The 20,871-nt window shown below is 48.9% G+C and carries 22 protein-coding genes, 1 tRNA gene and 1 pseudogene; all 24 read left to right on the top strand.

Annotated elements, in window-relative coordinates:
• Positions 1-48 precede the first annotated feature (48 nt).
• The 24 genes and pseudogenes from OQJ98_01870 (at position 49) to OQJ98_01985 (ending at position 20,866) form a co-directional block, all read left to right on the top strand.
• The gene (locus OQJ98_01870; GenBank protein MCW9054706.1) at positions 49-651 is read left to right on the top strand and encodes a rhodanese-like domain-containing protein; all 603 of its coding nucleotides are present in this window, start codon (positions 49-51) and stop codon (positions 649-651) included.
• Between the two features lie 78 nt (positions 652-729).
• Positions 730-1,209: an FKBP-type peptidyl-prolyl cis-trans isomerase gene (locus OQJ98_01875; protein ID MCW9054707.1), complete on the top strand. Its 480-nt coding sequence runs from the start codon at positions 730-732 to the stop codon at positions 1,207-1,209.
• Between the two features lie 2 nt (positions 1,210-1,211).
• Positions 1,212-1,427, top strand: coding sequence for a hypothetical protein (locus tag OQJ98_01880; protein ID MCW9054708.1), 216 nt, complete (start codon positions 1,212-1,214; stop codon positions 1,425-1,427).
• A 27-nt stretch (positions 1,428-1,454) separates the two neighbouring features.
• On the top strand, positions 1,455-2,654 hold the full coding sequence (tgt, locus tag OQJ98_01885) for a tRNA guanosine(34) transglycosylase Tgt (GenBank protein ID MCW9054709.1): 1,200 nt from the start codon (positions 1,455-1,457) through the stop codon (positions 2,652-2,654).
• Positions 2,655-2,722: 68 nt separating this feature from the next.
• The gene (gene uvrB / locus OQJ98_01890) at positions 2,723-4,735 is read left to right on the top strand and encodes an excinuclease ABC subunit UvrB (GenBank protein MCW9054710.1); all 2,013 of its coding nucleotides are present in this window, start codon (positions 2,723-2,725) and stop codon (positions 4,733-4,735) included.
• Between the two features lie 237 nt (positions 4,736-4,972).
• Positions 4,973-5,437: a trp operon repressor gene (locus tag OQJ98_01895; GenBank protein MCW9054711.1), complete on the top strand. Its 465-nt coding sequence runs from the start codon at positions 4,973-4,975 to the stop codon at positions 5,435-5,437.
• 134 nt (positions 5,438-5,571) lie between these two features.
• Positions 5,572-8,196: an excinuclease ABC subunit UvrA gene (gene uvrA / locus OQJ98_01900; protein MCW9054712.1), complete on the top strand. Its 2,625-nt coding sequence runs from the start codon at positions 5,572-5,574 to the stop codon at positions 8,194-8,196.
• 90 nt (positions 8,197-8,286) lie between these two features.
• On the top strand, positions 8,287-8,553 hold the full coding sequence (locus OQJ98_01905) for a hypothetical protein (GenBank protein MCW9054713.1): 267 nt from the start codon (positions 8,287-8,289) through the stop codon (positions 8,551-8,553).
• A 48-nt stretch (positions 8,554-8,601) separates the two neighbouring features.
• Complete coding sequence (locus OQJ98_01910) at positions 8,602-9,837, top strand: GIY-YIG nuclease family protein (GenBank protein MCW9054714.1); 1,236 nt, start codon at positions 8,602-8,604, stop codon at positions 9,835-9,837.
• Positions 9,838-9,877: 40 nt separating this feature from the next.
• Entirely contained in the window at positions 9,878-10,846 is a 969-nt protein-coding gene (locus OQJ98_01915; protein MCW9054715.1) for an ATP-grasp domain-containing protein, read from the top strand.
• Between the two features lie 24 nt (positions 10,847-10,870).
• A tRNA-Ala gene (locus tag OQJ98_01920) sits at positions 10,871-10,944 on the top strand.
• Between the two features lie 179 nt (positions 10,945-11,123).
• Positions 11,124-11,537 carry a hypothetical protein gene (locus OQJ98_01925; GenBank protein MCW9054716.1) on the top strand — a complete coding sequence of 138 codons (414 nt, stop codon included), beginning with the start codon at positions 11,124-11,126 and terminating at the stop codon, positions 11,535-11,537.
• Positions 11,538-11,807: 270 nt separating this feature from the next.
• Complete coding sequence (locus tag OQJ98_01930) at positions 11,808-12,224, top strand: hypothetical protein (protein ID MCW9054717.1); 417 nt, start codon at positions 11,808-11,810, stop codon at positions 12,222-12,224.
• Positions 12,225-12,297: 73 nt separating this feature from the next.
• Positions 12,298-12,858, top strand: coding sequence for a hypothetical protein (locus tag OQJ98_01935; GenBank protein ID MCW9054718.1), 561 nt, complete (start codon positions 12,298-12,300; stop codon positions 12,856-12,858).
• A gap of 145 nt (positions 12,859-13,003) precedes the next feature.
• Positions 13,004-13,516, top strand: coding sequence for a hypothetical protein (locus OQJ98_01940; GenBank protein MCW9054719.1), 513 nt, complete (start codon positions 13,004-13,006; stop codon positions 13,514-13,516).
• Positions 13,517-13,638: 122 nt separating this feature from the next.
• The gene (locus OQJ98_01945) at positions 13,639-13,923 is read left to right on the top strand and encodes an RNHCP domain-containing protein (GenBank protein MCW9054720.1); all 285 of its coding nucleotides are present in this window, start codon (positions 13,639-13,641) and stop codon (positions 13,921-13,923) included.
• A gap of 39 nt (positions 13,924-13,962) precedes the next feature.
• Positions 13,963-14,382: a hypothetical protein gene (locus tag OQJ98_01950; protein MCW9054721.1), complete on the top strand. Its 420-nt coding sequence runs from the start codon at positions 13,963-13,965 to the stop codon at positions 14,380-14,382.
• A 51-nt stretch (positions 14,383-14,433) separates the two neighbouring features.
• Positions 14,434-14,661: a hypothetical protein gene (locus OQJ98_01955; GenBank protein ID MCW9054722.1), complete on the top strand. Its 228-nt coding sequence runs from the start codon at positions 14,434-14,436 to the stop codon at positions 14,659-14,661.
• An 8-nt stretch (positions 14,662-14,669) separates the two neighbouring features.
• Positions 14,670-15,167: a hypothetical protein gene (locus tag OQJ98_01960; protein MCW9054723.1), complete on the top strand. Its 498-nt coding sequence runs from the start codon at positions 14,670-14,672 to the stop codon at positions 15,165-15,167.
• A gap of 5 nt (positions 15,168-15,172) precedes the next feature.
• Positions 15,173-15,769, top strand: coding sequence for an NAD(P)H-dependent oxidoreductase (locus tag OQJ98_01965; protein ID MCW9054724.1), 597 nt, complete (start codon positions 15,173-15,175; stop codon positions 15,767-15,769).
• 84 nt (positions 15,770-15,853) lie between these two features.
• Positions 15,854-16,951: a redox-regulated ATPase YchF gene (gene ychF, locus OQJ98_01970; protein ID MCW9054725.1), complete on the top strand. Its 1,098-nt coding sequence runs from the start codon at positions 15,854-15,856 to the stop codon at positions 16,949-16,951.
• A 117-nt stretch (positions 16,952-17,068) separates the two neighbouring features.
• A complete protein-coding gene (locus OQJ98_01975; protein ID MCW9054726.1) occupies positions 17,069-18,022 on the top strand; it encodes a DUF5671 domain-containing protein in 954 nt (317 codons plus the stop codon).
• A 9-nt stretch (positions 18,023-18,031) separates the two neighbouring features.
• Positions 18,032-19,138 (top strand): annotated as a pseudogene (locus OQJ98_01980) (class I tRNA ligase family protein).
• Positions 19,139-19,198: 60 nt separating this feature from the next.
• Positions 19,199-20,866: a class I tRNA ligase family protein gene (locus OQJ98_01985; GenBank protein ID MCW9054727.1), complete on the top strand. Its 1,668-nt coding sequence runs from the start codon at positions 19,199-19,201 to the stop codon at positions 20,864-20,866.
• The last annotated feature ends 5 nt before the right edge of the window (positions 20,867-20,871 follow it).

The following is a 20,871-nucleotide window of genomic DNA, read 5'->3' on the forward strand; positions in this document are numbered from 1 at the left end:
TAGTAAGTAATTATTAATAGTAACAATTTACCAGTAAGTCTTTGATCTATGGATACCAAACTTATTACCATCAGTGTTCTTGTGGCAGTTGTCGTCAGTGCGGTTACGGCGACCATTGTCTCTCGCAACGGTTTTATTAGTAGTGATGACGCGCATATCAAGGCTTTTTATGCAGCCGAAGTTGCAGTGCATGTGAGCCCACATGGTCTCCGTAAACACATGGATAAAGGAGACGATACTTTTATTCTTGTTGATTTGCGCTCTCAAGAGGAATATGAGCGCGAGCACATCATCGGTGCGATTAACATACCTGCGTACAAAGATCCGTATACTTCAGCATATGGTGATGTAGAGCGTATTGTAAATTCTTTCAGCGAACTCGATCAAGAAAAGGACATCATCGTCTATTGCTACAGTATTCCGTGTATGACCGGACGAAAGATCGGCAATATGCTTGCGGAGCACGGTATATATGTACAGCTTCTCAGTGTCGGGTGGAACGAATGGAGATATCACTGGACACTCTGGAATCATGAGCACGAGTGGGATGAAACAGATGTCTCTGACTATGTCATCTCAGGGTCTGAGCCGGGAGTGCCGCAGATGCGCGACGGATCATCCTGCACAATAGAGAACGAACTTGGTTGTTAGTTCAGTGTGTAGGTATGGTGTTGGTGGAGTATTGTCGTATAATAGAAAGTACTTATTAACCGCACCATATATGTACCCATGCAAGAAATGAATCGAAACGAGAAGGTTGCGGTAGCTGTCGGTCTGGTAGCTGTCGCAATCATACTCTTTATTGGTATTGTTAACGCACTTATTTCTCGGTCTGCGCCGCAGGGTGTCGGGTCGACCATGCCTATGGAAGAAAATCTCCCTGGAGGATTGATCATTGAAGATGTTGTTGTTGGTGAAGGGGCTGAGGCGACACCCGGCTCTATTGTGGTTGCCCACTACACCGGAACGCTTGAAGACGGGACTGTGTTTGACAGCTCGGTGAGTCGGGGTGTGCCATTTAGTTTTATGCTCGGAGCAGGGCAGGTTATCCGTGGGTGGGATCTTGGAATTGCCGGTATGAAAGTCGGCGGCAAACGAAAGCTTATCATCCCCGCAGAGCTCGCATACGGTGAGCGTGCGATTGGTTCAATCCCAGCAAACTCCACACTCCTCTTTGAGGTTGAGCTCATTGATGTAAAAAGTCAGTAGATATGAGTATTGAACAGACGCTCCTTGCTCTTGCCGCAGTGTTGGCGCTTGGTGGGACATATGCATGGGTGCAATTCGTCTTCTCGCTCTTAAGACATTCTTCCGAGCTTGAGGGTAAGCCACTTCGTTCAAAGTGCTTTATTGGGGCGGTTATCTTTACTCTCGGTTTTTTACTCGCGATTCACGCGCTTAGATCTTCTTGCGGCGTTGCATTGTAGCTTCCCCACGAAAAACAACATTCATCAATGTCAGCAATCTCTTTTCGTATCGACAAGAGGCTCCCGGGGCGCCTTGGGCGAGCGGGAGTCATTAAGACGCCACATGGCCACATTGAGACCCCTGCGTTCGTTGTTGTGGGCACGAAAGCAACAGTGAAAGCGCTTACTCCGGAGCAGCTGCTTGCAGATGTGGGCGCACAGGCGGTGCTTGCTAACACGTACCACCTCTACCTTGAGCCTGGTGAGGAGATCCTTAAGGAGGCCGGCGGATTACATGGATTCATGAATTGGCAGGGTCCGTCATTCACTGACTCGGGTGGATTTCAGGTGTTTTCACTCGGTGCGGGACTTGGTCGAGGGTTGAGTAAGTTTGGTCCAACTAATGCAGCTGCCATTGAGGATGTGCGGACCGAAACACGCGAGACCATGGTGAAGATTGATGAAGACGGTGTGTCGTTTCAGTCATATATTGACGGAAGCAGCCACCGCTTCACTCCCGAGCGTTCGATGGAGATACAGCACGCGATCGGCGCAGATATTATGTTTGCGTTTGACGAGTGTCCATCGCCGACAACAACAAAAGAATATCAGCGTGAAGCAATGGAGCGCACACACCGGTGGGCGGAGCGCAGTCTTCTGCACCATAAGGCACAGGGAGGAGATGCAGCGCAGGGGCTTTTTGGGATTGTCCAAGGTGGTGCATTTGAAGATCTGCGCAAAGAGAGCGCACAGACGCTTGCCAAGATGGACTTTGCTGGGTTTGGCATTGGTGGCTCATACACTAAAGAAGATTTTAAGGAGATCTTACCGGCAGTGAACAGCATTCTACCGGAGGAGAAACCGCGACACCTCCTGGGTATTGGTGAGCCGGCAGATCTCTTTGTAGGTATTGAGCACGGTATCGATACATTTGACTGTGTAGCACCAACACGTATCGCACGCAATGGCATGCTCTACACTAAAGACGGGCTTATTAATATACTCAACAGCAAATACCGAACCGACTTCTCTCTCATTGATCCTGATACACCAAGTTATACATCAAACCACTATACGCGTGCGTACCTGGCGCACCTCTTCCGCTCTAAAGAGATGCTCGGTGCGACGCTTGCGTCCATCCACAACCTTTATTTCATTGTTACGCTGGTGAAAGATATTCGTCAGTCAATCCTAGATGATAGATTTGACAGATTCAGAGAAGAATTTTTGGGGAGATATCTTGGGTGATGCAGTGGTGAGTAACGAGAGCGCGGGTGGCAAGCATAGCCCCTCTCTGATATGCTCTTCGATAACATATGAAGAAGTTTAAACTCCACTCCCCATATAAACCCGCCGGAGATCAGCCGGGTGCGATCAAGACACTTACAGAGGGTGTAAAGAGAGGCGAACGACACCAGACGCTTTTAGGAGTGACCGGCTCGGGGAAGACCTTCGTGGTTGCGAGTGTTATTGAAGAGGTGCAAAAGCCGACCTTGGTCATCGCGCACAACAAGACCCTCGCCGCGCAGCTTGCGCAAGAGTATCGAGAGTTCTTCCCCGAGAATGCGGTACATTACTTCGTGTCGTATTACGACTACTACCAGCCGGAGGCATACGTGCCGACTTCTGATACTTATATTGAGAAAGAAGCACAGATCAACGAAGAAATTGATCGTCTACGTCACGCATCAACTCAAGCGCTCCTCACTCGCAATGATGTCATCATTGTTGCATCGGTTTCGTGTATTTATGGACTTGGTTCCCCCGAGGAGTATAAAAAAGTGCATCTTAATGTGGCTGTTGGCGAGAAGCTCTCGCGGGCTGACTTCATACGTAAACTCGTTGATATTTATTTCGAGCGCACCAACGCCGACCTTACCCCCGGCACCTTTCGTGCACTTGGGAACTATATCGAGATCATGCCAACGGGTGAGCGTGTTATTTATCGTATCACCATGACCCCGGAAGGAGTGACCGGCATCACGGTCATTGACGCGCTATCGCGGCAAATACTTGAGGAGAGAGAGAATCTTTTCATATTTCCGGCGAAGCACTACGTCACGCCCGAGCACGAACGCGCGCAGGCAATCGCAGACATTAAAAAGGAGCTTGCTTCGCAACTCAAGAAGTTTGAGCGAGAAGGGAAGGCGCTTGAAGCAGAACGCCTCAAACGACGTACTCAACAAGACCTTGCACTTATTCGTGAGATTGGATACTGCAACGGTATCGAGAATTATTCGCGGCACTTTGATCGCCGTAAGGAAGGTGAGCCGCCGTACACGTTGCTTGACTATTTCCCTCATAAAAAGGATGGTACGCCGGATTTCCTCACAGTGATCGATGAATCACACGTGACCATCCCGCAGATTGGTGGAATGTACGCAGGCGACCAGGCACGCAAACAGAACCTTGTTGCATATGGTTTTCGCTTACCATCAGCAAAGGACAACCGCCCGCTCAACTTCGAGGAATTTGAGAGGCGGGTCGGTGAAAGTCTTTACACTTCTGCAACCCCAGGTGTATATGAGATTGAGTGTTCAGGCAAACCAGTCGAGTTGGTCATCCGCCCGACCGGACTTGTTGATCCGGAGATTGAGGTAAAACCAATTGTGGAGAAGGGTGCATACAAAGGACAAATCCAAGACTTTATCGCGGAGACAGAAAAGACGGTAAAGAGAGGCGGGCGTGTTTTAGTAACAACGCTGACTAAGAAGATGGCGGAAGACCTCAGTGAATTCTTGAAAGACAAGGATATTAAAGCAACATACATTCACAGCGATGTAAAAACCATCGAGCGTATCGAGATACTTACTCAATTCCGTAAAGGGGAGTTCGATGTGCTTGTTGGGGTGAACCTGCTTCGCGAAGGACTTGATCTTCCCGAAGTGGAACTGGTCGGTATTCTCGATGCTGATAAAGAAGGATTTCTTCGCTCAGAGACCTCGCTCATCCAGACCATTGGTCGCGCAGCGCGCAATGTTCTCGGGCAAGTGATTCTCTACGCAGACGAGATGACCGGCTCTATGGAGCGAGCGATTGGAGAGACCAACCGCCGCCGCGAGAGGCAGCTCGCGTACAATAAAGAGCACGGTATCACACCACAGACCATTAAGAAGCAAATCAAGGACATCACTGAGCAGTTGCGTACGGAGCACCAGAAGTCAGTCAGTACGCTACTTACGATTGATAAAGAGCTCTACAAGAAGAATCCAGAGAAGTTCATTAAGGAGAAACGCAGGCAAATGGAAAAAGCGGTCAAAGAACTCGATTTTGAGACAGCTGCAATCATCCGCGATGAGATCTACATACTCGAAAGCAGAAGCAAATAACCATCACCTCTAACACTCAACATTCAATATCTAATACATAATACGCAACACATAACATCTAACACATACAACGCATAACACCCAACACACATCACCCAACACACATCACCGAACACTACCATATATGGTAGTGTTCGGTGATGAACAATAAAGCAATCAGGTAGAGGATAAAGCTTAAGTAAAACAAGTGCACAAAAAAACAACCAATACTACCATATATGGTAGTATTGGTTGTATATGAAGAAACGCTCTAACGACCTCTCTGATTTTGAACGCATGCAGACGCTCGACATGCTCTATACAGCAACGTCGGGAGTGCGTGGACGAGATTCAATGAGACGTTTTTTGCGCGACCTATTGACTGAGAGTGAACGCATTATGCTCGGACGGCGTATTTGGATCGCAAGATTATTATTACAAGATTGGACATATGATGAGATAGCGATTGAGCTAAAGGTTGGCTATGGAACAATAAGTCGTGTTGATAGGTGGCTTCGTGATCAGATGCCGGGCTATGAAGAGGCAATACAGGCACTTTACGAAGAAGATGCAAAGCGCGAAAAGGGACGTGCGGTTGCTATGAATCCTTTTGGACTCACTGCTCTTAAGAAGAAGTACCCGCTACACTTTCTCCTTTTTCCAGATCCGGTAAAAGTTAAAAAGGTAAAGAATTCAAGGAGAAGGGGAAAAAGAAAAGATTAGACAAAAATAAAAAACCACCTTACTACCATATATGGTAGTAAGGTGGTTTTTATTTTGCTTTCATAATTCTATCTTCCTGATATACTCACTCTATATACCCCTATGCGCGCAAGCGTTGGGGCTTTCCGTGTGGTATGACAGAAAACAACTCAAAAAAGAAGAATAAAGACGTTATAGGCACCCACAAAATCTGTGTTCGAGGTGCCAAGACACACAACCTAAAGAACGTGGATATTGAGATGCCGCGCGATAAAATGGTGGTCTTTACCGGAGTCTCCGGCTCGGGTAAATCATCGCTCGCATTCGATACGATCTTTGCTGAAGGGCAGCGCAAATACGTTGAGTCACTCTCTTCGTATGCGCGACAGTTCCTTCGTCAGATGCAGAAGCCGGATGTTGAGGAGATTACCGGGCTTTCTCCCGCTATCTCAATTGATCAGAAGAGTCGCTCGAACAATCCGCGCTCAACTGTCGCGACCATTACCGAGATCTACGACTATCTGCGTATCCTCTACGCACGAATCGGCAAGCCATACTGTCTGCACCACGATGTCGAAATCAAGAGACTTTCACACGAAGAAGTGGTACAGGTGATTCTCTCAACAATCAAAAAGACTGACATTAAAAAAGGAAGCAAGAAAGTGCTCGGGGCGGAATATTCTGATCTGAAACTTCGTATTTACTCACCACTTGTGGTGGGGCGGAAGGGGGAATACTACCAACTCCTCTATGATCTTCTTGGTAAGGGCTACGAGCGCGTGCTCATCGACGGATCGCTCAAGAGACTGCGCGAGCGCATAGAACTCAAGAAGACCAAGAAGCACGATATTGATGTGCTTGTTGATGAGATCTATGTGAGCGAGTTTACTGATGACAAGAAGAGCGCACTCGAGCGGCTTTCTGAGGCTGTTGAGCGCGCCCTTGAGGAGAGCGATGGCTTGATCAAGATTGAAAGCCCCGATGGAGAGATGCGCACACTCTCAGCAAAGTTCATCTGTCCGGAGGATGGGAGCTCATTTCCTGAGGTTGAACCGCGACTTTTCTCATTCAACTCACCATATGGCGCGTGCTCAGAGTGTAATGGGCTCGGCACCAAGTATTTCTTTGGAAGTGAGGTGTGTGATTTGTGTCAGGGCGCACGCCTGCGCCCAGAAGCACTCCGTGTCTATCTTGGTGGCGACCCAAAGAGCGGCAAGAACATCGTTGACTTTACTGCACTCTCGATAGCGGATGCATATGAGTTTTTGGGGACCCTCAAGCTGACCAAGAAAGATCAGGAGATCTCAAATGTGATTATCAAAGAGATTTTGAGTCGGTTGCAGTTTATGATTGACGTGGGCATTGAGTATCTCTCGCTTGATCGTCGGGCAAATACACTCTCTGGTGGAGAAGCGCAGCGCATCCGCCTCGCGAGCCAACTCGGCTCCGGTCTCGTCGGTGCGCTCTATGTGCTTGATGAGCCGACGATTGGGCTTCACCAGCGTGATAACGACCGCCTTATCAAGACATTGCTTAACTTGCGCGACTTGGGCAACACGATTGTTGTTGTTGAGCATGATGAAGATACAATCTATGCGGCGGATTATATTGTTGATATCGGTCCGGGGGCAGGGGTTCATGGTGGAGAGATCGTTGTATCCGGGTGGCTTGATGAGCTTCTCACAGCAAAAACCAACAAGTCGGAGTCAGTCACGCTTGAGTATCTGCGTGGAGAGAGGGTGATTGAAGTGCCTTCCAGTCGCCGTGATGGAGAGAAAGGAAAGCTCATCGTGCGCGGTGGCAACATCTTTAATATTAAAAACATGAACGTGGATGTACCACTTGGGCGACTCTCGGTCGTGACGGGTGTTTCCGGTTCAGGTAAGTCGAGTTTTCTCTATGAGATTCTCTACAAAAACCTCCGTGCACGGTTTGATCGAAAGTATCGCTCAGCTCAGGTATATAACTGTTCGAAGTTTGACGGTACCGAGTATCTCGGACGTTCAATCCTTATCGACCAGTCGCCGATCGGGCGTACACCGCGCTCAAACCCAGCGACATACACTGGTGCGTTTACCCATATCCGCGACCTCTTCGCCGCAACAAATGAAGCGCGTGCACGTGGTTGGAAAGCAGGGCGATTCTCATTCAACGTAAAAGGTGGGCGTTGCGAAGCATGTCAGGGGAACGGCACGATTGCAGTGGAGATGCACTTCCTCCCGACAGTGCATGTATCGTGCGATGTTTGTGGTGGCAAGCGCTTCACCAAAGAGACGCTCGAGGTGAAATATAAACACAAGAACATCTACGAGGTGCTCCAGATGACAATTGAAGAGGCGCTTGAATTCTTTAACGATATCCCGGCTATCTACGATCGACTCAAAACACTGAATGACGTCGGGCTTGGCTACCTTGAGCTTGGACAGTCAGCAACCACTCTCTCAGGGGGTGAAGCGCAGCGTGTAAAAATCTCAAGTGAGCTCTACCGCCCGCATACACAAAAAACAATTTACCTGCTCGACGAGCCAACAATCGGACTTCACTATGAGGATGTGAAGAAGCTTATTGAGATTCTCCAGGAACTCGTAAATAAAGGGAATACGGTTATCTTAATTGAGCACAGCATGGATATCATCAAGAGTGCCGATTATGTTATCGATATTGGGCCCGAAGGCGGTGTTGGTGGTGGTAAGGTGGTTGCAAAAGGAACTCCCGAGGAAGTGGCACAATCAAAAGAATCGTATACGGGAAAGTATTTAAAGCACGTACTTAAGAAATAAAGAGTGGTTGGACTTTTTTGTGAGTAGTGGTAATCTAAGACTTTAGAATGCTCTCATCTTTCTGGAATCAGGATTTAGGGGGGGTCTGTCATGTTTGACCAGAAACAAACGTTTAACAACATTACCTTTTCGCAAGAAGAGGTGCTTAAAATGCTCAAGAAGCATTTTGGTGTAATAACCATAAAGGGGGTCTTTCTAGCGTCGTACCACTCACAGTATGGGCCGGAGTCTAAGTCCCGTCCGCACAAAGAAGTAAGTTGTTGTATTAATCGGGAGTTGGCGTGTGCACGTAGGCTCGCACAGTTGCCGTATTTTGTTATGCGGACATACCAGCTCATTGCTGAAGAGGGGGAATAGAGACCCTTCGTCCGCCGCGGTCTCATGACCGCGGCGACTTATTTATACATGCAGGTAAAAGATTTAAAAAAGAATGACTTACCAGATACACCTGGTGTGTACATCTTTCGTGGCACCAAAAAAGAGATACTTTACATCGGTAAGGCAACTAGTCTGCGCGACCGTGTGCGCAGTTATTTTGCCTCCGATATCGCAACCGTACGCAGTCCACTTATTGCACGTATGGTCGATGAAGCAAAGGATATTACCTGGGAGGAAACTGATTCGGTACTCGACGCGCTCATACTTGAGGCGAATTTGATTAAGAAACATCAGCCAATTTACAACTCGAGGGAGAAGGACGATAAGAGTTTTAACTATGTGGTCATCACAAACGAAATGTTTCCGCGCGTGCTTTCAGTGCGCGGGAAGGATCTGCCAACTTTCAAAGTTGGACAGGTCGGAGTAAAAGCAATCTATGGTCCCTACCCAAAAGGGGGTCAGTTCAAGGAAGCTATTAAAATCATCCGCAAGATCTTTCCATTCTTTGATACAAAGTTTCCAATTACCGACACGCTCACTAGAGCCCAAGAAAAGTCGGTGCGTTTCAATCAGTCAATCGGTGTCTACCCGGGGCGAGCGGGCGAGAAGCTTGATAAGAAAGGGTACGCGCGCACCGTGCGACATCTTAAGCTTTTCTTCGAGGGTAAGAAGAAGCAGCTCATCAAACAGCTTGAACGCGAGATGAAACAGTTTGCCAAGGAAGAGCGTTTTGAAGAGGCGACAGAGGTCAGGCGACAGCTTTTTGCACTCACACATATTCAGGATGTATCGCTCGTTAAGGAGGAGTATCAGCCGGTGCGTGCCGAGGCATTCCGCATTGAGGCATATGACGTGGCGCACACGTCAGGCAAGCAGGTAACGGGTGTTATGACTGTGATTGTAGACGGGGAAGCGCAGAAAGGTGAGTTTCGAAAGTTCAAAGTGTCGAGAGACGCCAACAATGACGTTGCTGCACTTCGCGAAGTTCTCTCGCGCCGACTCGGGCACAGTGAGTGGCGCTACCCGAAACTGATTGTTGTGGATGGCGGTGCTGCGCAAGTGAACATTGCAAAGAAAGTTCTTGCTGAATACGGATATGCAATACCGGTTGTTGGGGTGGTAAAGGACGAACATCACCGTCCAAAGGGGTTTGTTGGCGATAAGGACTACATGAAGGAGTATGAGCGGGATATCGTCCTTGCTAACGCCGAAGCACATCGATTTTCAGTTTTGTATCATAGGAAACTTCGTAGCGGACTCTAGAGGTATTAATGCTCTGGTGGGAGCGTGATATACTTTTAGTATGTCAAAATTACGGGTAGGGGTTCTTCGCGGTGGGCAATCGAGCGACTATGATATGTCGCTGAAGACGGGCGGGCGTGTGTTACAACATCTCTCAAAGGAGAAATACACCACGCACGATATCTACATTTCCCGTAACGGTGTGTGGCATATGCGTGGGTTTGAGGTGTCGCCGGAACGCGCACTAAAACAGGTTGACGTGGTCTTTAATGCGCTCCATGGTGAGTACGGTGAAGACGGGGTGGTACAAAAACTTCTCGACACCTTCGGTGTGCCGTACACCGGCTCTGGAGCTCTCCCTTCAGCGCTTGCGATGAGTAAATTGCGCGCCAAGGAAATCGTCTCTCGACTCGGTGTACGCACACCCATGACTCGTTTAGTCGAACACAATTCTGATCTTCGTTCGTGCGCACTCGAGATATTCCGCACCTTCCCATTTCCGCTTCTTATTAAACCTGTTCGTGGTGGATCATCACGAGGCATCGTCTTTGTCGGTTCTTTTTATGAACTCGAACAGGCTCTCGAATACACATTTGAATCTCTGGGAGAGATAATGATCGAAGAATATGTTCGTGGGAAAGAGGTTACTAGTGGTGTAATTAAAAATTTTCGAGGTGAAGATCACTACACGCTTTTGCCGATTGAAATTGAGTTAGAAGGAGAGAGGCCATATCTTGATACCGAGGCAAAACACAGCGGTCTCTATCGCGCACATTGCCCGGGAGGCCTCTCGGCGGAGGAGAAACTGCGTGTTCGTGAGGCAACACGATTAGTGCACGATGCATTAGGGCTTGGTCAGTATTCTCGTTCAGACTTCATATGTACTCCGCGTGGTATCTATTTTCTTGAGGCGAATACTCAGCCCGACCTACGGGAAGAATCCCTCGTCAACCGCGCACTTTCTGAAGTGGGGTGTTCTTTTTCTGAGTTTGTTGAACACACGATCAATCTTGCGGTAGAAGGAAAGTAGGGTATAATACTTCGGTACTTAGATGGGCCTGTAGCTCAGTTGGCTAGAGCACTTGTTTTGCACTCAAGAGGTCGCAGGTTCGATTCCTGTCAGGTCCACAAAATACAAAACACCTCACAATCTCGTGAGGTGTTTTGTATTTTGTGGACTAATAGACAGGGATCAAACGACGGAACTCCGCATGAAGCGGGGTTTTTTGTTTTGGTTGTGTCCATATCTGAATCAAAATGCTATTGATTCCTCATTACCGCAACTTTTTTGTATACTACCTATACATATGAAGAAAAGAAACATACTCGTACTCGCCATACTGGTCTTGCTGATAATCGTAATCCACGATGATCAAAGTTTTGAACCTCAGGATATTGGAGAGTTGCGCAAAGAGGTCTACTCAAGTATTGAGGTGCCACCTCCATACGTGTTCACGACCGACGGGTGCAGCCTCTGGCCAAATAGCATCTGGGGTGAAGATCTGACAGATATCTGTATCGAGCATGATATTGAATACTGGAGAGGAGGAAGTGCCGAAGAAAGGAAACAAGCAGACGATTTATTGCGAGAGAGGGTAAACAAACGTGCACCTTTTGTGGGGGATATCATGTATCTTGGAGTCCGGGCGTTCGGTGGGTTGTTTATGCCCACATCATGGAGGTGGGGATACGGTTTTAACTACCCGGGATTCTCATACTGATCCTTTGAAGATAACCACAGGCAATGTTTAGTAGAAATATGTAGAAAATAAACACCAACCCGGGTTGGTGTTTATTTTGGCTTATAATAAACCTATTTCCGGGCAATTAGCCGGCATTTTAAGGATAATATTACACCATATATATGGATACATGTAAATATTTACAAAAACATCTTTTTAGAGTTAAATACTACGAGCCGCACCACTTTGGTGTGGTTTTGTCTCAAGTGAGGCAGAACGTTCTTTTCACAAACGAAAGAGGAATTTCACATGCAGATCAAGAAAACCTTCTTGGCCGCCGTTGCGGTCTTTGCTCTGGTCGCCCTCAGCATCTCGGCTCCGTCCTTCGCGGGCGGCGGCAATCACAACGATTACAGCGGCGGGTTCGCCAATGGCGCCTCCGCTATCAGCGGTGTCGCGGGTGGTTCCTTCGCTGTTGCCGGCCCTGGCAATGCCAGTGGATACGCCGGTACGGCGGCGAGCGTTTCGACCCGTGCCAGCGTGGACGGTTGCGGCTGTGACATGTCTGCCTCGGGTGCTTCGTCTGGCATGAGCGACTCGTATGCGCGTACCTCCGGCAACGCCGAAGCCGGCGCCGGTTCCGATTTCTGGGGCGAATCGTTCGCTTCCGATTTCGACTACGGCGACTGGTCCGGTCACAGCCACGGTCACGGTCACGGTCACTAGACCTGGTCGATGACCAAAGGGGTGAGAGATTCCTCTCACCCCTCCTCTACACCCTCGAAAGGAGAAGTGAGCCATGAAAAAATATCTTCTCATGCTCGCGTCACTCGCTATGGCGGCGTTCGTCTCGGTGGGACCGGCTTTTGCTGGCGACACTTCGGCTGAAGCCGCGGCGCAAGCCGTTAGCGGCTCGGGCGCTGTCAGTCAGCAGGGGCAATCGATCTACCAGAACTTCGAGGGTTCAACCTCGAACACCAAGGTGGTCAATGCTCCTGACGCGGTTGCGCCGGGTCTTACGACCTCGTACGCAAACACCTGTCACGGCTCGACCAGTGGCGGCGCATCCTTCGGGAATGGTGCCGTTGCAATCGGTGCGTCCTTCGGGACGACCTGGAAAGACGAGGGGTGCGAAGCGCGCCTCGACTCTCGAGAACTCCGTTCTCTCGGACAGAAGGAAGCCGCTCTCGAGCGACTCTGCCAGATTCCCGAGAATGCGGCCGCTCTCAGAGCCGCCGGACGTCCGTGTCTCGCTGATCAGCAGAAGACACAGGCCGAAGCTGCCGAAGCCCAGGCGTATCTTGAGCAAGGCAACGTTCCTCAAGTGGTTGCGAAACTCGAGCCCAACAGTAATACGTGAATCCGGGCAAGGAATCCAACCCAAAGCAACGCCACTCCAGGAGTTCTCTCCTCGAGTGGCGTTTTTCTTTAGAGGCTATTGACAGTAAATGAATAATACTGTAGAATCTGCTTAGATTAGAGTATTCAGGAAAGGAGAACACTCGATGAATATCAAGATGCTCGTTGGGGCGTTCGGCCTCATTGTCTCGCTCTCGGCGTGTGCCGCGACCGGCAGCCAAACTGGCTTTGCCGAGCCACCGCCCGAGGCGATGCAGCCAAAGATCGACCTGAAACCACTTTCGAAGAAGGTCGGCGAAAAGCTTGTTGGTACCACATGGACCGGCAATCTCTCTCTCATGAACTGTGAGGATGCGGAAGTGAGATACGAGGTGGTGAAGTACCTCGAGAACGCGAACCGCCTCCTCGTCAAAGTGGAGAGCAAAGAATGCTCGGCGATGGATGGCAACTACGTCGGTCTGATTCTTCCGAATGGCCGTGTGGTTGTCGCGGATCGCTACGAAGTCCGACAGATTGATGCCGACCTCGGCGCCAACCAGGAGACCGGCGAAATCAAAGACGAGGGTCTTTTCACCTTCGTCATCAACGACCGCCGCGACAACACTTTTCGTGAAATCATCCGGAGGGTGACCAAGCTTTTGCGGACCGACACTCGGTAAGAGAAAATTCCTGTTCTTTCGAGTAAATAACAACCCCAGTGCTTATGCACTGGGGTTTTCTTTTTAACGCCTCACTTCGAATGAGGCGTTAATTTTTATTTAAAACATGGTATTCTTGCGGCATGTTTAAACGAGTTGAAGAAGATTTCATATGCGAGCGTTGCGGGTACGAGGTGCCCGGAAGTGGCTATACCAACCACTGTCCGGAGTGTCTCTGGAGCAAACATGTCGACAATGAGCCGGGAGACCGCGCAAATGAGTGTGGCGGCATGATGCGCCCTGTCGCACTTGAGCCGCATCACAGCGAGTACCGCATACTCCACCGATGTACGCTCTGTGGGCATGAAAAGTACAATAAATTGCAAGAAGGGGATATATTTGACCCCGAACTTGTTTTAAACAGTTAGTGCTAGTTATATTATGCACATATGGGATACTAAAGGTATATGCAAGACCCAATAGAATATTCAATACAGTCAGGAGAAGAACAGGTCCCACACTATCATGGTGATGTGGTACGGATTCTCTTCCTTGTTGGTGGCGTCATCATTCTTGCAACGTTGCCGTTTTATAAGAATCTCCTTCCGGTTGGAACCAGCTTCCTGACGGTGTTTGTGGTCCTCCTCGCGCTTGGCGGGGCCATCGTTAATCCCTTTCAACGATGGACCGTCTTTGTTGATCTTGTTATCTCGGCGGTAGCGGTAGTGCTCTTTGAGTACGCCGCGGTTATCAGGTATGGATACGACGAAGGGCTCCTCTCGCTCATTCGACAACTCTTAGCTATCGTCTTCCTCTTTGCGCTCTATTATAGTGGCCGAACACTCCGCGCTATGGTCATGCACCAGATCAAACAGAGTGGCGATTAGTTACACTCACCACCTGCGGCGTTTCGGATAATTTGATATACTACCTCTCATATGTTTAAGAATATGATCATGAAGCGACTATTGAAGTCGAAGATGAAAGATGTCCCTGAAGAACAGCAGGAACAGATATTTGCAGCTATTGAAAAGAACCCCGAGTTCTTCCAGAAAGTCGGAGTTGAGGTCCAAGCAAAGATGAAAGAAGGGAAGGATCAGATGACCGCCACTATGGAGGTTATGCAAGCGCATCAGAGTGAACTTCAAGAGATAATGAAGAAATAAGTTAAAGCATGGATATCTATAACATCTTAGTCTTTCTTCATATCGCAGGGGTCATCCTTGGTGTTGGCGGAGCGACCCTTGCCGAGGTTTTCTACCTTATGGCCCTCAAAGACGGCGATGTTGATGCAAGCGAACGGCGCATGATGCACGCCAACTATCGCACATTGCGAGTTGGTTTGGTGTTGATCATATTCTCGGGGATCGCCATGGTATGGTGGCTGGTCTCTGTGGAAGGTCACACGTGGCCACTTCACAGTGCAAAATTATGGGCAAAGGAGGTGATGACCGCAGTAATCATTATAAACGCGGTTCTTATTTCAAAACGATGGGTTCCAATGTGGTTAGGGGCGTCGCTCTCGTTCACGTCGTGGTGGGCAGCGACGCTTCTGGGGACTTGGCGGGACCTCTCATATTCCTTTGGGGAGGTCATGATAGGATACGGTATTGCCGTATTTGTTGTGGCGGCGATTCTCGAAAGTATTAAAAAGTGGTATCTAAAAAAATAGTCGATATGGAAAAGAAAAAAATATTTATACTTGTTGGAAACTCGGACTTGGATTCTATTTCAGGTATGCTTGCAAGCGCCTACGAAGACGGTGCGCGCGAAGCGGGGCATGAGGTTCGACGTACAAACATCGGCGAGATGTCATTCGACCCGATACTTCACAAAGGGTATAAAGAGATTCAGGAGCTTGAGCCAGATCTTATTAAAGTGCAGGAGGATTTTACGTGGGCGGATCATATTGTGATCCTCTATCCGAACTGGTGGTGTACCATGCCCGCGATCCTCAAAGGTATGTTTGACCGGATGTGGCTTCCCGGGTTTGCTTTCAATTTTAAGAAAGACGCAGAAGGGAAGCGCACAAACACGGTGGTTCGGATGCTTAAAGGCAAGAGTGCTCGCGTGATCATCACGAGCGGTACGCGACCACTCTTCTTGCGAGTACAATTCGGCGACTACACCAATGAGATTGCACGCGGCATTCTAGGATTTGCGGGAGTCGCACCAGTCCGTATCTCAACCATTGGTCCATGCGAACATGCATCTGATGAGAGGATGGATGTATGGAAAGAAGAAGTCCGCCGACTTGGTGAGAGGGTACGCTAAGCTACTCTCACCCCACCCCAGGCGGGGTTTCTCATAAGCGCGTTTGGGTGGTATAGTTGCTCCCATAATTTTCGATTCAAATATATGTCACTCTCTATTGGTATCGTTGGCTTGCCAAATGTGGGCAAGTCAACATTGTTTAATGCACTCACTAAGCGCTCAGTGCCGGCGGAGAATTTCCCTTTTTGCACCATCGACCCGTCGGTTGGTGTTGTCGCGGTGCCTGACCAGCGCCTTAATCGTCTTACCGAACTCTCACACTCAAAAAAGACCATTCCAACCGCGATTGAATTTGTCGATATTGCAGGTCTTGTGAGGGGGGCCGCTGCCGGTGAGGGGCTTGGCAATAAGTTCCTCTCGAATATCCGCGAAGTGGACGCGATTGCGCATGTCGTGCGTCTCTTTGAAGACGCCGATATTACCCACGTGCACGGCGGTATCGAGCCGGTTGACGATATTGAGGTCATTAACCTTGAGCTTATCCTTGCTGATATGCAGACAGTCGGGAAACGACTGGAGTCTGTTGAGCGTGAATCGAAGCGCGGCGAGAAGAGCGCGCTCTTTGAGCAAGGGACACTTAGAAAGATTGCACAAACACTCGAGGCGGGAGAGTTGGCACGACAGGCTGAGCTTGATGAAAAAGAAGCTGAGGTAGTGAAGGGGCTTCACTTACTCACCATGAAGCCGATACTCTATGTTCTCAACAAAAAAGCGAACGCGCTTAATATTGATGAGGAAAATAATGAAAGATGGCGGTGTCTGGTGGACTTTGTCGAGCGCTCGGGTGCGCAATATGTTGTGGTGGACGCTGGTATCGAGCAAGAGCTCAAGGATGTCTCAGAGGATGATCGGGCTGAGTTCTTGCGAGAGTTTGGTGTGGTTGAGGATGGTATCTCGAACTTTATTCGTGCGAGCTACACACTACTTGACCTTGTCACGTTCTTCACCACCGGCGAAGACGAAACGCGAGCCTGGACAGTGAAGCGTGACAGCTCAGCACCGGAGGCGGGTGCGGCTATTCACACCGATTTTCGCGATAAGTTCATTCGTGCTGATGTGGTGGCATACAACAAACTTATAGAAGCCGGATCCTATGCGTCAGCTCGTGAGAAAGGCTGGGTAGGTACTGAAGGGAAGCAGTATATTGTCGAGGATGGCGATGTGATTGAGTTTCGCATTTAACAGTCTCTTCAGAATATGGATATTCTTTCTCTTCATCTGTTCGGAGAGTGATTTACGGAGTGGTGTTTTTGTTGTACGATTGGGAATATCTTTACCGGATAATAATATTTGATCATCATGAATGAGACACAAGCCAAAGTGACGCCAAAAGATTTCTTTCTCTGGGTGGGAGCTATCGTCACGCTTTATATAAGTGCGGTGAGTTTACTCACGCTCATCTTCCAGTATATCGATAGGTTATTTGAGGATAAGCTTGATACCTATGTTGATCCGTACTCTGGCGTCATTCGCTTTGCGATTGCATCTCTTATTATCATCTTTCCGCTTTACCTCTACTTCACACGGACCCTCAACAACGACATGCGCAAAAACCCCGAGAAAAAGGAACTCTGGGTGCGTAGATGGTTGCTCTACTTCACGCTCTTTGTGGCCGGGGCGACGATTGTTGTCGACCTTATTGTGCTCATCAATACCTATCTCGGTGGTGAAGAGCTAACGATAGGATTCCTTCTTAAAATACTTTCAATCATTGTGGTGATTGGCGGTACTTTCCTCTACTACTGGAATGACCTCAAGGGAGTGTGGGAGCACAATGAAAGTCTCTCAAAAAACGTTGGGGCTTTTGTATCGCTCTGTGTGCTCGGAGTAATTGTTTCTGGATTCTTTATCATGGGCTCACCACAGACACAGCGTCTTATGCGCTTTGATCAGGAGCGTGTAAGGGACCTCAATTCGGTCCAGTGGCAGATCGTGAATTTCTATCAGCAAAAAGAACGTTTGCCTGAGTCTCTAAGTGAACTTGAGGATCCACTTACCGGTTTTGTCATTCCGACTGACCCGGAGACCAAGGATGCGTATGGATATATACCCGGTGACGAACTCACTTTCTCGCTCTGTGCAAACTTCAAGACTGAGAGTAGAGATTATGTTGAGTCGTCTGAGTATTCAGTGGTTCATATTGGTCTTATGTACGATCGAGGTGACGAGTATTGGAAGCACGGAATTGGTGAGGAGTGCTTTATGCGCACCATTGATCCAGACAAATTTCCTCTTATTAAAGAGTTGCGCTAGCGTTAACCCATGAGAGAGTACGACCATACAGGGATAGAGAAGAAGTGGCAGAAGAAGTGGGCTGAAGACGGTCTGTATCACACCGGAGAAGATTCAAAGAAAGAGAAATGCTACGTTCTTGATATGTTCCCATACCCGTCGGGGGAAGGACTTCATGTTGGTCATCCAAAAGGATATATCGCAACTGACGTGTACTCTCGTTTTAAGCGTATGTCCGGATGCAACACGCTTCACCCAATGGGGTGGGACGCGTTTGGTTTGCCTGCCGAGCAGTATGCTCTGAAGAACAGAGTCCACCCTCGTGTTGCGGTAGAGAAGAACGTGGCGCGCTTTAGAGAGCAGCTCAGCAATATTGGATTCAATTATGATTGGGATAGAGAAATCAATACCACTGACCCCGACTATTACAAATGGACACAGTGGATCTTCTTAAAATTACATGAGAAGGGTCTCGCATATGAATCGTACGAACCGATCAACTGGTGCCCTTCGTGTTTGACAGGTCTCGCGAACGAAGATCTTGAAGACGGAGCGTGCGAGCGTTGTGGGAGCGAGATTGAGAAAAAGCCGATTAGGCAGTGGGTGCTTAAGATAACTGATTATGCCGATCGTATGCTCGATGACCTCGAGCTGCTTCCCGAGTGGTCGGAGTCGGTTAAGGAGCTTCAGCGCAATTGGATCGGGCGGAGTCGGGGCGCACGGATTACTTTTAGTATTAGCGGAGGAGAGTCTGTAGATGTTTTTACAACACGCCCTGACACACTCTTTGGTGCAACATATGTGGTACTTGCGCCGGAACACGCTCTTGTTGCGAAACTTCTCGAGGACAAGGGCTCAGGAATAAAAAACCAGGAAGAGATACTTCGATATGTCGAAGTATCCGGTAAGAAGTCTGAACTTGATCGACTCGACGCAACAAAGGAGAAGACCGGGGTCAAACTGGAGGGTATTGTGGCGACCAATCCGGCAAACGGTGAAGAGGTGCCTGTTTTTATAGCCGATTACGTACTTGCCGGATATGGTACAGGTGCGATCATGGCGGTTCCTTCGCACGATGAACGTGACTTTGAATTCGCGAAGAAGTTTCGTTTGCCGATACGAGAGGTGGTCATACCAAACATCATTGACCACAGAAATCCGCCCGTTAACGGGAAGGAATCAAAGGAGCGTCAAAATGTGCATGCAATCGTGTATTACCCAAAAGAAGAGAAGTACCTTGCGTTGAAATGGAAGAAGTTTGATTGGATCACTTTCCCGATGGGCGGGGTTGAGGAGGGAGAGAGTGTTGAGGATGCTGCGCGGCGCGAGGTTGCCGAGGAGACCGGGTTCACGAACCTCAAGCTTGTAAAGGTGCTTCCAAATCGCGCGCGCGCGGAGTATTTTGCGGCCCATAAAGACGAGAATCGAATTGCATACACTTCTGCGGTCGTGTTTGAACTTATGAGCGAAGATCGCGTTCCCATAGATGAGACCGAGCAAGAACAACACGAAATAATATGGCTCAACGAATCGATGCTCAACTACGAGAACATGACACATGCAGAGATTGGTGAATGGCAGCGGCAACTTGCCGGGGTTGAGATGTACTCCGGTCATGGTGTGCTTGTTGATTCAGGTGATTTTTCTGGCATGAACTCAGAGGAGGCAAAAGAAGCAATCACCAAAAAGGTTGGTGGTGAGATGACGGTTACGTATCGACTTCAAGACTGGGTCTTCTCGCGACAGCGATACTGGGGGGAGCCGATCCCGATTATTCATTGTGAGACGTGTGGTGCGGTCCCGGTTCCTGAAGAAGATCTTCCGGTGCTTCTTCCCGATGTTGAGCACTATGAGCCAACCGGCACAGGGGAGTCGCCACTTGCAAATATTGAAGGGTGGGTGAATACAACCTGTCCATCGTGTGGTGGCGCGGGAACGCGCGAGACCAACACAATGCCGCAGTGGGCGGGGTCCTCTTGGTATTACTTGAGGTTTATGGACCCGCACAATGACCATGCACTCGTAGAGAAAGGCGTGGAGAAGTACTGGGGGCAGGTCGATGTCTATGTTGGAGGGGTTGAACATGCAACACGGCACCTTATTTATGCTCGCTTTTGGCACAAGTTTCTCTACGACATTGGAGTTGTCTCAACCAAAGAGCCATTCAAGCGTCTCTACACTGTCGGTCTGATCCAGGCCGAAGATGGGAGGAAGATGAGCAAGCGATGGGGGAATGTGATCAACCCGGACGACATCGTCGAGAGAGTTGGTGCTGACACGCTTCGTGTATATGAGATGTTTATGGGGCCGTTTGGCAACTCGATCGCGTGGAGTACCGACAACACGATCGGCTCACGTCGGTTCATTGAACGCATATGGAAGCTCAAGGAAAAGATCGGTACCGGATCAGTTCCTGAGACTGTCTTCCATAAGACGATCCAGAAGGTGGGGTCTGATATTGCCACATTTAATTTCAATACTGCAATTTCGCAGATGATGATTTGTGCGAACTGTGCTGAAGAAGAAGGACTTACTGAAGATCAATACAAGACACTTCTCGTACTCTTTGCGCCGTTTGCACCCCATGTTACTGAAGAGCTCTGGCATCAACTTGGTGAGAAAGACTCAATACATCTCGAATCTTGGCCGCAGTATGACCAGGAGAAACTGGTCTCTGATATAGCTTCAGTGGTGGTACAGATAAACGGGAAGACACGTGGAGTGGCTGAAGTCGCTACTGGAGCTCTTGAAGCAGATGTTCTCAATCAGGTGCGAGCAGACAAAGCGTTCGCACGCTGGCTTGGGGAGGGAGAATTAAAGAAGGTCGTCTATGTCAAAGATAAGTTGATAAACTTAGTTATTTGAGGACT

The organism is Candidatus Paceibacterota bacterium, assembly GCA_026195275.1.
Lineage (GTDB): Bacteria > Patescibacteriota > Minisyncoccia > Phycocordibacterales > JABMNX01 > JABMNX01.

Excerpts from the sequence above, each read along its gene's own strand:
- OQJ98_01870 (MCW9054706.1), top strand. The coding sequence starts at position 49 with ATGGATACCAAACTTATTACCATCAGTGTTCTTGTGGCAGTTGTCGTC.
- OQJ98_01875 (MCW9054707.1), top strand. The coding sequence starts at position 730 with ATGCAAGAAATGAATCGAAACGAGAAGGTTGCGGTAGCTGTCGGTCTG.
- OQJ98_01880 (MCW9054708.1), top strand. The coding sequence starts at position 1,212 with ATGAGTATTGAACAGACGCTCCTTGCTCTTGCCGCAGTGTTGGCGCTT.
- tgt (MCW9054709.1), top strand. The coding sequence starts at position 1,455 with ATGTCAGCAATCTCTTTTCGTATCGACAAGAGGCTCCCGGGGCGCCTT.
- uvrB (MCW9054710.1), top strand. The coding sequence starts at position 2,723 with ATGAAGAAGTTTAAACTCCACTCCCCATATAAACCCGCCGGAGATCAG.
- OQJ98_01895 (MCW9054711.1), top strand. The coding sequence starts at position 4,973 with ATGAAGAAACGCTCTAACGACCTCTCTGATTTTGAACGCATGCAGACG.
- uvrA (MCW9054712.1), top strand. The coding sequence starts at position 5,572 with ATGACAGAAAACAACTCAAAAAAGAAGAATAAAGACGTTATAGGCACC.
- OQJ98_01905 (MCW9054713.1), top strand. The coding sequence starts at position 8,287 with ATGTTTGACCAGAAACAAACGTTTAACAACATTACCTTTTCGCAAGAA.
- OQJ98_01910 (MCW9054714.1), top strand. The coding sequence starts at position 8,602 with ATGCAGGTAAAAGATTTAAAAAAGAATGACTTACCAGATACACCTGGT.
- OQJ98_01915 (MCW9054715.1), top strand. The coding sequence starts at position 9,878 with ATGTCAAAATTACGGGTAGGGGTTCTTCGCGGTGGGCAATCGAGCGAC.
- OQJ98_01925 (MCW9054716.1), top strand. The coding sequence starts at position 11,124 with ATGAAGAAAAGAAACATACTCGTACTCGCCATACTGGTCTTGCTGATA.
- OQJ98_01930 (MCW9054717.1), top strand. The coding sequence starts at position 11,808 with ATGCAGATCAAGAAAACCTTCTTGGCCGCCGTTGCGGTCTTTGCTCTG.
- OQJ98_01935 (MCW9054718.1), top strand. The coding sequence starts at position 12,298 with ATGAAAAAATATCTTCTCATGCTCGCGTCACTCGCTATGGCGGCGTTC.
- OQJ98_01940 (MCW9054719.1), top strand. The coding sequence starts at position 13,004 with ATGAATATCAAGATGCTCGTTGGGGCGTTCGGCCTCATTGTCTCGCTC.
- OQJ98_01945 (MCW9054720.1), top strand. The coding sequence starts at position 13,639 with ATGTTTAAACGAGTTGAAGAAGATTTCATATGCGAGCGTTGCGGGTAC.
- OQJ98_01950 (MCW9054721.1), top strand. The coding sequence starts at position 13,963 with ATGCAAGACCCAATAGAATATTCAATACAGTCAGGAGAAGAACAGGTC.
- OQJ98_01955 (MCW9054722.1), top strand. The coding sequence starts at position 14,434 with ATGTTTAAGAATATGATCATGAAGCGACTATTGAAGTCGAAGATGAAA.
- OQJ98_01960 (MCW9054723.1), top strand. The coding sequence starts at position 14,670 with ATGGATATCTATAACATCTTAGTCTTTCTTCATATCGCAGGGGTCATC.
- OQJ98_01965 (MCW9054724.1), top strand. The coding sequence starts at position 15,173 with ATGGAAAAGAAAAAAATATTTATACTTGTTGGAAACTCGGACTTGGAT.
- ychF (MCW9054725.1), top strand. The coding sequence starts at position 15,854 with ATGTCACTCTCTATTGGTATCGTTGGCTTGCCAAATGTGGGCAAGTCA.
- OQJ98_01975 (MCW9054726.1), top strand. The coding sequence starts at position 17,069 with ATGAATGAGACACAAGCCAAAGTGACGCCAAAAGATTTCTTTCTCTGG.